The 11,895-nt window shown below is 50.8% G+C and carries 8 protein-coding genes; all 8 read right to left on the reverse strand.

What is annotated here, in order from left to right; translation table 11 throughout:
• Positions 1-88: 88 nt before the first annotated feature.
• The 8 genes from ACOZB4_RS04045 to ACOZB4_RS04080 all read right to left on the reverse strand — a co-directional run bounded on the left by ACOZB4_RS04045 (position 89) and on the right by ACOZB4_RS04080 (position 11,821).
• Positions 89-1,531 carry an extracellular solute-binding protein gene (locus ACOZB4_RS04045; protein WP_379405849.1) on the reverse strand — a complete coding sequence of 481 codons (1,443 nt, stop codon included), beginning with the start codon at positions 1,529-1,531 and terminating at the stop codon, positions 89-91.
• A 13-nt stretch (positions 1,532-1,544) separates the two neighbouring features.
• Entirely contained in the window at positions 1,545-2,558 is a 1,014-nt protein-coding gene (locus tag ACOZB4_RS04050; RefSeq protein WP_379405847.1) for a LacI family DNA-binding transcriptional regulator, read from the reverse strand.
• Between the two features lie 267 nt (positions 2,559-2,825).
• Complete coding sequence (locus ACOZB4_RS04055) at positions 2,826-3,236, reverse strand: DUF6157 family protein (RefSeq protein WP_379405845.1); 411 nt, start codon at positions 3,234-3,236, stop codon at positions 2,826-2,828.
• Between the two features lie 1,080 nt (positions 3,237-4,316).
• On the reverse strand, positions 4,317-6,083 hold the full coding sequence (locus ACOZB4_RS04060) for a glycoside hydrolase family 2 protein (RefSeq protein WP_379405843.1): 1,767 nt from the start codon (positions 6,081-6,083) through the stop codon (positions 4,317-4,319).
• Between the two features lie 37 nt (positions 6,084-6,120).
• Positions 6,121-8,595: a family 43 glycosylhydrolase gene (locus ACOZB4_RS04065; RefSeq protein WP_379405841.1), complete on the reverse strand. Its 2,475-nt coding sequence runs from the start codon at positions 8,593-8,595 to the stop codon at positions 6,121-6,123.
• Positions 8,596-8,600: 5 nt separating this feature from the next.
• Positions 8,601-9,437, reverse strand: coding sequence for a carbohydrate ABC transporter permease (locus ACOZB4_RS04070; protein WP_215159481.1), 837 nt, complete (start codon positions 9,435-9,437; stop codon positions 8,601-8,603).
• An 11-nt stretch (positions 9,438-9,448) separates the two neighbouring features.
• A complete protein-coding gene (locus tag ACOZB4_RS04075; protein WP_076321643.1) occupies positions 9,449-10,342 on the reverse strand; it encodes a carbohydrate ABC transporter permease in 894 nt (297 codons plus the stop codon).
• Between the two features lie 96 nt (positions 10,343-10,438).
• Entirely contained in the window at positions 10,439-11,821 is a 1,383-nt protein-coding gene (locus tag ACOZB4_RS04080; protein WP_379405838.1) for an ABC transporter substrate-binding protein, read from the reverse strand.
• Positions 11,822-11,895 lie beyond the last annotated feature (74 nt).

The following is an 11,895-nucleotide window of genomic DNA, read 5'->3' on the forward strand; positions in this document are numbered from 1 at the left end:
ATTTGAATATGGCTTTCACGGAAATTCACCACCATGATCGAAAAATAAAGAGGGTACGGCGTCATCACCGCCCCCTCCTCTTAAAGCTTTAATCGATATACCCGCCGGCTTTAAGGGCTTCCCGCATTTTCTTTACGGCGTCGGCTGCCGGCATCTCGCCCATGATCGCTTTGAAGGAATGTTCATTGATGATCTTCTCGGCATCCGCCCAATGGGAAGGCGTTAATTCTAAAGCAGCGTATTGATCGACGAGATCCTGCGCTTCCTGCACGCCCGGCAGTTTACCGAAAGGCGCTTCGACGTTACGGTTGTACCAGAAAGGAACGCCATGGTCGGAAGCATGCTCTTTGCCGGTTTGCGTCAGCGTATACTTGCCGTTGTCAACCGTGTAATCCACATCCTTGATGCCCAAGCTTCCCAGGTTAATCCCTTCCTCCGAATGCCACCATTCAATGAATTCGAAGGCTGTTTTCGGATGCTCCGCATTCACGGGAATAACCCATACGTCCGGATCGCCCCTGCGGAGCATGTGGTTGCCGTTCGCATCGGCAGCACCAGGCAAGCCCTTCGCTTCGAATTCCGTATTCGGGTCTTGTTCATGGCGCGTGTTGTTCAGCATGCCAACCCAAGCGTCCCAATACGTAATCATGCCAACGCGGTCGGCAAGGAACAGGTCGCGCATTTTACCGGTGTCATTCGTGGTGAAGTTCGGATCCAGAATGCCTTCCTCAAACAGCTTGTTCAGCCATTCATAAACCGGGATGGCCGCGTCCGTGGAATACGGAACGTCCAGCTTGCCGTCAGCGGTTTCCACATATCGTTGTTTCAGGCCTGCGGCGCTGAAGAAGCCCTGCAGTTCGTACATGCCGGCCGTGCTGAGTCCGTACGTGTCTTTTTTGCCGTTGCCGTCCGGATCTTGTTCGGTGAAAGCTTTGAGGACGTTGTAATAATCGTCCAGCGTTTTGGGCTCGGGCAGATTTAATTTGTCCAGCCAGTCCTTGCGAACGATCGGCATCGTTCCGCCTTGATACTTGGTGAACACGCCGTAGATCTCGCCATCCTTCGTCTTGACTTGTTCCCACTCCTTATCGGGAATGACATCGGGATCTGAAAGCACCTTGGAGCCGTTCACTTGATCGGTCAACGGTGTAAGAATTCCTTGATCAATGAAAGTGGACATTTTCTCTTTGCTGATCTGCAGCAGATCGAACTTTTCCCCGGAAGCGATGGCTGCCAGCAGCTTCTGGTCATAGTCAGCCGCTGGCTTGTTCATCGTTACCTTGATGCCGGTTAGAGGCTCGATTTCCTGCTCGAACTGCGTATTCTCTTCAGGTGTTTTGCCGCCGATGACACCCGTCATGATTTTGAGCGTACGTTCTTCGGCATTCGATGCAGCTTGGGACGCGGCATTGCCGCCTTCCTGTGTACTACTGCTGCCTGCGTTCGGGGAACAACCCGCAAGCAGCCCGCCGAACAGAGATACAGCCATGATTGCACTCATGATCTTGATTCTTTTTACCAAGCTAACCACTCCTTCATTGTCGTTAAGATAGAAATTTGCAGGATTCCCTCACAACCAGCTGCGCGGGTATGATGATTTGCCTGTGGATACGTTTATCGCTTATTTTCTCGAACAACAGCTTGGCTGCTTCAGCTCCGAGCGTCTCTGCCGACAATTCCACGGATGTCAGCTTTGGATTCATATCCTGAGCCAGAATAGCATCATTGCTGAGAGCGATGACCGATAGCTGTTCGGGCACCTCGATATCCAGCTCCCTGGCAGCCCTCAGCACGCCAAGCGCCACTCGATCCGTATCCGTAATGACTGCTGTATAGTTCATGTTCCCATAGGTGTTCATGATGGACATATATCCGTATTCCGTGCCGTTGGCATGCAGCTTGTGGTCATAGTACACCACATACTCTTCGGGCATCGGCAGGTCGTGTTGGCTATATGCTTCCGACAAGCCATGTTTTCGATCATAGGACACGGTCATATCGGAGGATGCATTCAGGAAGAGCACGGTTTTATGTCCGCCCCGGAGCAAATAATCTCCGACCTGTTGAGCCACGTTGGTATTGTTGTTATCCACGTAACTGATCGTATCGTCATAAGGGTCCGACCGCCCCACCAGCACTAAAGGAGTGCCCATCATCAGGTACCGTTGAATTCGCAAATCATTTTTTCGCGGGTTGAGCAGAATGACGCCATCGACAGGATCCTGCGAATATAAAGTGGGATCCTCCTGCTCGGGCAAGGTGTCCAGAACTAGGCGGTACCCTTGCTTGGAGCATTCCTTGATGACCCCGTTAATCAGCTGAGTATCGAATGCCGTCATCGTCCCATCAGGCGGGAGAGGTATCTTGAGGCCGATGCTCATCGTCCTCTTGATCGCCAGGCTTCGGGCCAGGTGATTCGGGAAATATCCCAGCTCTTGGGCTACCTCTAGTACCCGTTCCGTCACTTGTTGGCTGATCGGCCTTTTTTTGCTGAACACACTGGACACGGTCCCCTTGGATACTCCAGCCATTCTGGCAACGTCGTCAATGGTAGCCATCTATCGTTGTTCCTTTCTCTAGCAGATTCTGATGGATTGCTGGATCATTAAACCGGTTTAATAACCCTACGAGATTGATTGTAAAAAAGAATAATTGAATAGAATGCAGGTTTATGTTAATTGAAAATTAAATCTTAGGAATGAAATCGTTTCTTTAGGCAAACAAAAAAAGCCGCCTATCAGGCGACTTGGTATGCAGGTATATGATAGAGATGCCTTCCCAATTGAGTTCAGTTACCGTTAAAGTTTATCCTTCCGGTACATCCCCTAGGCTTTCTTTGAGCGCATCGCTTTACATTGAGCAATGCTTTTATCGTTCATGAGTTTGAGGTATTCGTCTGACTCTACGGCATAGATCGCGACTTTCCCTTCAGCGTCATGATGAATCCCCCAGCCATAGCGCTTGCCTAAGGACGAGGTTCGGAGACAAGGCTGCCCTTTCGAAAAAAACTTCTCGCGTGCGGCTGCTCTTTCCGTTTCCGAGATCTGATTGCGCTCGGCAAACACTTCGAACAACACATCCTCTTGCGTGTATCGGTAAGGGTGGTTCGATAGCATCTCATACTGAATCACCGGTATGGTCTTAGACTCGCCTTTTGCCTTTGGAATGACGGCCTCGCTGACAGGGCAGTCTTCGGCTATTTGAATAAAGGTGTCGTATTCATTCATGTCTTTCATATGTAAGAATGACCTCCCGTTCATTTTTAGTTCTCTCTCATCCTGCCCTTTCCATATAAACATAATATCCTCATTTTCTTTGCAGAGATAGTGGTTTTCTCAAGACAACAACTTACGTCGTAACATAAAGTTCTCCCGTCTACATTGCATATTGTTCTCCTTACTAGAGATAACTTTTTGGATTGTAATATAATTTATTGTAGCGCCATTATATAAGACACATAGATGCACGACATGTTTCTTGTATCGCTATATATCCTTTCCAATTTATCTACTTTTGGAAACATTAATATAATCTGAATATTTATCGCCAGGTGCGAAAAATATTTAAATTATAGAGAAACCCATATGGGAAACCAATGATACTTTGGGGCATTTTACGAGATAGAAGCTGTTAGACTAACTACGTGCGGACCGTGATTCCGCTATTTGTAAGCAAAGGTGCTAAATGTAAGGTTAAGCGGACACAGGTTCCGCTATTTCCTGATATACCACCCTAAAAACAGGAGAAACCGAGAATAACGGATTCTGTGTCCGCGAGGTCTTGAATTTGGTACATTTATTCGGAAATAGCGGATCTCCTGTCCGCATACATCAATGCACACCGCTACTTCAGTACACACTGCATACATCAGTGCACGCCGCATACATCAATGCACACTGCATACATCAGACGCACACTGCATACATCAGTACACACCGCATACATCTGTTGCACACCGTATACATCTGTTGCACCCTACATACATCAAGTGCACACTGCATACTTCAGTGCACACTGCCCATCAATTGTCCTGACGTTTGCATTTATTGAATAGGTATTGCCATTACCAGCTCTTTCGTGGAGTTTTTCGAGCTTATCCATTCTGTTCAGGTTAAGTTTCCGTCAAGCAACTCTTCATTATGAGCCTATATCCGGCACGTTGTATTTTCCCGTTATATGAAAAACAAACTCCAAAACGGCTGGAAGAAGCAGCAGGGACCCGTCGATTGACGAGTCCCTGTTCTGTCCATACCTATATCTCACGAGAAAACATAACCTATTCCAGAAAAAAGTATGGTTGTACGTTCTCTATTCGCTTACGCCAAGTTTATGCTTCGAATCGCTTCCATGTTCACTTTCGGTTTACGATCGATCGTCAGCAAGCCGTTCACTTCCTGCTGCACGTCCGTAATTTGTGTATAGCAGAATCCGCTCACGTAGGGTAAGTTTTTAATCGCTTGCGTAATTCCCTCGTATCGCTTCAAAAATTCCTCCTCGTTGCGAACCTGATTGCCGTAACCCCAACCCTCTTCGCTTGTGAAGGCGATGCCGCCATATTCGCTGATGATCACAGGCTGGCCTCGATAGCCATAACCCTGAGCGAATGGATAACGATGCTTGTTATGCGCAAATTCGTTGCCTAACAGCGCGTCTTTGTCCCGATATCGCTCTTCCAGCATAGCGCCTATCTCTTCATAATCGTGGAGTGTGATGATATCCGAAATCGTATGCTCCCAGCCATCGTTCACGATGACCGGCCGCATCTGGTCGAATGCCTTGGTCAAATGATAGATCGATTCGGTAAATTGCTGCTGCTTGCGGTCGGTGGCTATGTCGGTTATCCCCCAGGACTCGTTGAACGGTACCCATGCGATAATGGAAGGATGATTGTAATGCTGCCGGACAACAGCCATCCACTCATTCGTGAATCGCTCCACCGCATCGTCCCCGAATTCGTAGGTCGACGGCATTTCCGACCATACCAGCAGCCCTTTGCGGTCGCACCAATATAAGTAACGGGGATCTTCCAGCTTCTGATGCTTGCGCACGCCGTTAAAGCCGAGGGCCAGCGTTTTGTCGATGTCTTCCAGCAGCGCTTCCTCCGACGGAGGCGTCAGATGCGTATCGTTCCAATAGCCCTGGTCCAGCAGCAATCTCTGATAGATCGGCGTATGATTCAATATAATTTGATCGCCTACGATCCGGATGCTCCGCATGCCGAAATATGAATAGACCGTGTCGATGGGATTACCGTTTTGTTTCAGGATCATCTCGACATCGTATAAATTCGGATGGTTCGGATGCCATGGCTTGATCTTCCATTCCCCTACCGCTTCGTTGACGACGCTTACGTCAACCGTTACGGTTCCTCGCTCCACACTCGTTTCCGTCGAGCGGATCAGCTTCCCGTCAAACCGGATGATCGTCTGAAGGGTTAATCCATCATAATCATGCCCGGAATTGCCGAGTTCGTAATGGAAGTTCGCTGCCCCGCGCTCAAGCTCAGGAGTTATTTTCACCCGGTTGATATGAATCGGATTCACGTACTCCATCCATACGGTCTGCCATATCCCCGTCGTCTGCACATACCAGCAGCCGAAGTTGTCCTTCATCCATCGCTGCTTGCCGCGCGGTTGGGTACAGCTGTTGCTGTCCACAGCTCGAACGGTAATCCTGTTCTCTCGGCCAAGCTCGACCGCCTCGGTAATATCGAAGGAAAAGGCTGCGTATCCTCCCTCATGCGTACCGATTTTGTTGCCGTTGACCCACAGGGTCGCCGAGTAATCGACCGCTTGAAAATGCAGCAAGACACGTTTGCCTGCTTCCTTGGCAGGTATGGCAACCATCCGCTCATACCATACGCAGGGATGGAACGATTCATCTGCTATACCGCTTGCTTTCGTCTCGAACGCGAAGGGGACCGTAATTTTGCGGTCGGCTTCAAGACGGTCGTACCACTTGCCACCTTCCCCTTCCCATGCATCGTCGAACCGGAAATCCCATTCCCCGTTCAGATTTTCCCAGTTTTCACGTACCAATTGCGGTCTGGGATAGTCTTTAATATATTTGTGCGAGCTAGACATTATGTTCCACTCTCCATCTTCTGTAAGTTTATCGTATCTATTTCGTACCTATGGATTCCACCGTCAAGTCGCCGAGCTCGATCTGCTCCGCATGAACCGATCGTAGGCCTACTCTCCCCTGCATGAATGCCTGGGGATCATCGTATGTCAGGACCGGCTCTTCCCCGTCCTGCACATATACGCGAATCGTGCCTCGGACCGCCTCAATGCGCAAGCTTACCGGCTCGTTTGGTTCCAGCGAAACCTTGACGCTATGCAGCAATTCGGAATCGTAATTATGTTTGTACAGCTCGAGTTTTGTCGCGCTGACCGCAAAGAAATATCCCATCAGCGAATCGCTCACTTGATCCCGGAAATCCGACTCGTTTGTCACTCGGAAGAGCACGCCCGCTTGACCGGACGGATCGTCCCCCAGCTTCACGGTCGTTCGGATACGATAGTCGGTCCAAAGGGGGCTTCCTCCATACATCTTGGCATCGGAATTAGCAGCCCCGGCAAAACCGCCGACAGTTTCGATCCACTGGCCGTGGACATCCTCGGAGCTTGTTTGTTCCAAAAGATGCTCCAACTTGAACGTATGCTCGTCGACCAGCTCGAAGTCCATCGTTTTCCATTCCATCGTATGGTCGCTGTCCAATTGAATGGCAAGGCTATGTAATCCCTTTTCAAGCTTTAGGGATCCAACCCGAATTTTAACCCAAGGTTCGCTATCGGAGTAATGGCTGTCGTCCACTTTATAGTTTCCGGCTTTCTTATCGTCCACGAGCAGCTTGAAGGATGCCGGCCCCGCTCCGGCCTTGACCGTTAGGTCCAGCGCATACGTGCCGGATTCCGACACGTTCACCGCATAACGCAACCAGTCGCCTTTTTCCGTCAGCGATGCCGAGTAGCTCCCATCCTCTGCCACCTGGATCGCCGTACCGTCAGAACTACGCCATGCGCCTGCTGCCGATGGATGACGGACCGAGAAGCCTCTGCCTTCGCCGCTTAAGTAATGCACCGCCTCAATGCTGCCCGGAAGCGGTTTTGCCGTTTCGAAGTCACTGCTGCCGGAAGCGTGATTCGAGAATGCCGTATACGAAAAGTTCGACTCGCCGGTTTCGTATCGATAACCGATTTTGCCTGATCCAAACGGTTCCGCTGATTGATCGAGCTTCAGAGTGCCGTCCAGGTAAACCCGGAGCCGATCTTCTCCGCGCTCGACGCGAATCGTGTGCAGCTTGGACCAATCCGTGTCTTCGGAAATCTTCGCCGTTGCAAGCACATCGCGTGTTCCACCCTCTATCCTGCCCACGGATATCCGGTTTCGCTCGGGCTCGATTTCGGCGAATCCGTATTGATTCGCTTCCTGATACGCAAACAAAGCCGCGACGCGAGCCTTCGATGGGACCACGTTATATTCGGCCGTATACATTCGATCTGTGCTCTCCTTGCTCACGATTTGTGCCATTCCTCCAGAATTCGCTGCTTCCCACCGGCTTTGATTGATGGCGGCTGCATCCAGCCTATCGGCAAAGACCGGCCCTCCCGGAACGGGCTGGTCGTAATTCGTAGGCCCCAGAATCTCCATCTTGTCTCCGTTGAAGACCAACCTGTCGATGTTCATGCGACGGACAGGCGGGCCTTCCTGAGACCTTCCCGTCAAGTTATGATATACGAGATAATAGGAATCCAGATCGGGTCCGAGTACGGTCGAGCTGTGGCCGAGCCCGTAGAACTCCGGCTTGGTACTAATCACAAGCGGGTTGTTGACCGGAACGGTATACGGACCGAGCGGCGAATCATGGGATACGGCATAGTGAATGCGATAACCTTTGCTGAACACGTGATTGCCGGTATACGTCATGTAATAGGTTCCGTTCCGTTTGATAATCATGGACCCTTCCGTCCAATGTCCCAGATAGGGCCCTGGGATCGTCTGGCCCACCCCGAATTCAGCGGGGCCGTCCATGGGAACGCCGACAATGCCTGACGAACCTGCATGCGTGAACAGCCATGAGCCGTCATCGTCGATAAACACCGAGCCGTCGATACTCATCCCGACGTTCTCGGAGATCCGTTCGAACGGGCCTGTCGGCGATTCGCTGCGAAACACATAATGCCCCTTTCCTGCCGGAGACGTATAGAGATAGAACCAGCCGTTCCAGTAAATCACTTCAGGTGCGTAGGCGCCGGTCGATACGGGATCCTCCGTCACCAGACCCGCATACCTCCAATCGACCAGATTGTCCGATATCCAAGCCTTGATGCCCGTCCGGTGATCCTTCGTGCTGACATACAGATAATAGCGGCCGTCATGCCGTAATACATACGGGTCCCCATTGCCGTAATCCTCCCATTCTTCCTCTAGGGAAGGAAAAGGATTGGCGTACATCTTTTCGTTGTAAATGTCCAAATCGACCGCCTCCGGTTTCGTTCTTGAATCGCATCCCGACAATGCCAATCCGGCCAGTAATCCTAACGTGCCAAGACAACAAACGATCTTCGACAGGCGCGGCATACTTATCGGCACATGCCTCACCCCTTGATTCCGCTGATTGCCATCGACTCGATAAAATATCTTTGGCAGAAAAAGAACACGATGATTACCGGCACCATGGCGATGATAGCGGCAGCCATGATCATCGGATAGTCCGACTGGCCGATGTACATGGCCTGCATCGAGGCGATCAGCACTTGAATCGTTTGCTTCTCGGGCGTGTGCAAGTAAATCAGCGGACCAAGAAAATCATTCCAGATGCCCATAAAGCCAAGTGCGGCTTGAGCCGCGAGAGCCGGCTTCATGATAGGCAGCGCGATTTTGAAGAATATGCCCGGAAAGCTGCAGCCGTCGATCTTCGCCGCTTCGATCAATTCCGTCGGCATCGCGCTCTGCATGTATTGCCTGATAAAAAAGATAACAACGATGTTGCCGAACAGGCCGGGCACGATGAGCGGCAGCAGTGTGTCCACCCAATCCAGCCTAGAAAATCCGATATACTGCGGTATCATAACGACCGAATACGGAATCATCATCGTTCCGAGCAAACCCATGAACAGCATGCCTTTGTAAGGAAATTCGAATTTACCGAACGCATAGGCAGACATCGCGGATACCAGCATCCCAATCGTTAGGACGATCACCACGATGATCAAGCTGTTCATGAATCCGTGAAGCAAGGGCGACTCCAGCCAGACTTTTGCGTAGTTATCGAACGTAATCGGATCGGGAATCCACTGTGGCGGAATTTCAAATACGTTTCGCCGATCCTTTAATGAAGTCGAGATGGTCCATATGAACGGTGCGATCATAAAGATCGAACCGCAAAGCAACAGCAGCAGCGACCAGAGGTCCGTCATTTTTTCCCGTTTCACAGATTTCCCCCCTAGTCTTGGTAAACCCATCGATTGGAAAGCTTAAATTGAATGAGCGTAACGATAAAGATGAGAATGCCCAGTACCCAGGCCACCGCGCTGGCATAGCCCATATTGAAGTACTCGAACGCGTGCTGGAAAATATAATAGACGACCGTGGCACCGCTGTATTCCGGCCCGCCATCCACCGCAAGCACGTAAATTTGGCTGAATGACTGGAACGCGCCAATGATACCCATGACGATGACGAAAAAATGGATCGGCGTGAGCAGCGGGATCGTAATTCGCGTCAGCTTGTGCCATGCACCAGCGCCATCGATTTCCGCAGCTTCATAATACGTTGAGGAGATCGATTGCAGTCCTGCAAGGTACAGTACCATGTTCCCGCCGATGCCGCTCCACAGCCCAATCAGGATGAGCGAAGGCTTCACCCACTCCGGCTTGCCCAGCCAGTTAGGCCCGGTTATGCCGAAAGTTTCCCACAGGAAGTTGTTGAGCAATCCGTAATCTTGATTCAATATCCACTGCCACAGCAGTGATACCGCGATAATCGGCGATATGACCGGAAGATAATAAATCGTCCGCATGAACGAGATGCCGGCAAATTTGCGGTTCATTAAGATGGCCAGCAGCATCGAGAGGATCATGCCGAGTGGAATGCCGATCATCAAATAGATCGTATTGTACAACGATTTGAACACTTTCTCGTCTTTCAACAGATCCTTATAGTTTCCGAGCCCCGACCACTGCGGATCGGTAAGCATATCCCATTTGTGAAAGCTGATATAGATCGAGAACAAGATCGGCACAAGGCCGAACAAAAGAAACCCGAGAACCGGCGGAGCCACGAACAGATACAACCACGCCAGTTCTCTTCTGCGATACCCGCCAAGCTTGGTACCCATACTCCATTCCACCTTCGCCAGTATTCGTTATGACAGGATGTCCGCACGGCGGGAGGCGCCGATATGGATGGCTGACGCCCCCTGCCTTTTGCGGCATTATTTATTTCCTTTGTCGTACAGCTCCTGCATCTTCGGCTGGATCTGGGCCGTAAAGTCTTTCGCCGACATCTCACCGTTCCATACTTTGCTCGCGTTCTGTTTGAACGCATCGATCCATTGCGTATCCTTCGAGAAAGCCACCACATCCGGGCGTCCGTAATCTTGGATAATATCAATGAATACTTGCCGTGTTTGCGGTCCTTTGTCCATTTCCTTAAATTCGCCTTCTGCCATGTCGATCAGGTTAGGAACCGCTTGGCCAAGCTGGTAGTTTTCGCGCTGCCCTTGCTCATCCAGGGACAGGAAGGCCGCCAAGTCGAATGCTTCCTGCGGGTGTTTGGATTTAGCCGAAACGGAAAATCCCATCGAGCCGAGCCAGGTCGCCGTTTGTCCCGTATTCGGGCTTGCCGGCCATGCAGCAATGTCCCAATCGAAAGGCAGCTCCCAGAATGCAGGCTGATCCCACGGGCCCATCGCAAACATCGCCAGCTGGCCGTTAATAAAGCGGGTATATGCATTCATCGCTTGCTCGGCTTCCTGATTCGGACTGACCTTATGTTTCAGGTTCAGGTCAGCGACAAATTGCATCGCCTCATAGAATTCGGGCTCGTTTACCTTTACCGTGCCGGTGGCGTAGTCGATATATTCACCGCCGTTGCCCCATACTGCCGATTCCAAACTGTAAGCGCCTACACCATATTGATCAGGCTTTCCGTCGCCGTTAGCATCGACCGTCAGCTTTTGGGCTGCTTCCAGCATGTCGTCCCAGGTCCATTCCCCTGCCGTTGCAGAAGGGTAAGGTACACCTGCTTCGTCAAACAAATCCTTGTTATAAACAAATGACCATGGTCCTACGTCCTTGGGCAGTCCGTACATGTCTCCGGCACCGACCTTGCTGCCGTCAAAGCGGTAGCGGTCCATTGCCTGCTTCCATACGTTATCGGGATTAAACAATGAGGTCTGGTCCAGATAGGACTGAATGTTGAGGAGCGTTCCGGCTTCTGCGAAGCGGTAAAACTCGGGACCTCCAACGTAGAATACGTCCGGAACCTTGCCGGAGCTGATCAGCGTCGTCATCTTCTGTGAGTACTCACCTGGCGGCACCGAAGTGTATTTAACGGTGACGTGCGGGTACTTCTCCTCGAAGGAAGCGATCAGCTTTTCGAAAATCTTCTTTTCGTTCGGATTGCCGTGGCCCATAAACTCAATCGTTACAGGTTCTTTTGAGTCCTGCCCGGTGGAAGCTTCATTGCCTGATTTCGGAGTGTCAGGGTTGCTTGGAGTTGCCCCGTCCTTTGGTCCATTGCCGCCGCTGCAAGCGGTTAAGGCAAACATCAGCAGCAGCATGATCATGCCTGCGAATTTGCTCTTCGATTTCATGCGATTCCCCTCTTCTTTAAAAGATGTGGTGTAAGCGCTTTACGAAATCATGATAACTTATAATAATATAATTT

It is taken from the genome of Paenibacillus sp. NPDC058898 (genome assembly GCF_049316025.1).
Lineage (GTDB): Bacteria > Bacillota > Bacilli > Paenibacillales > Paenibacillaceae > Paenibacillus_AQ.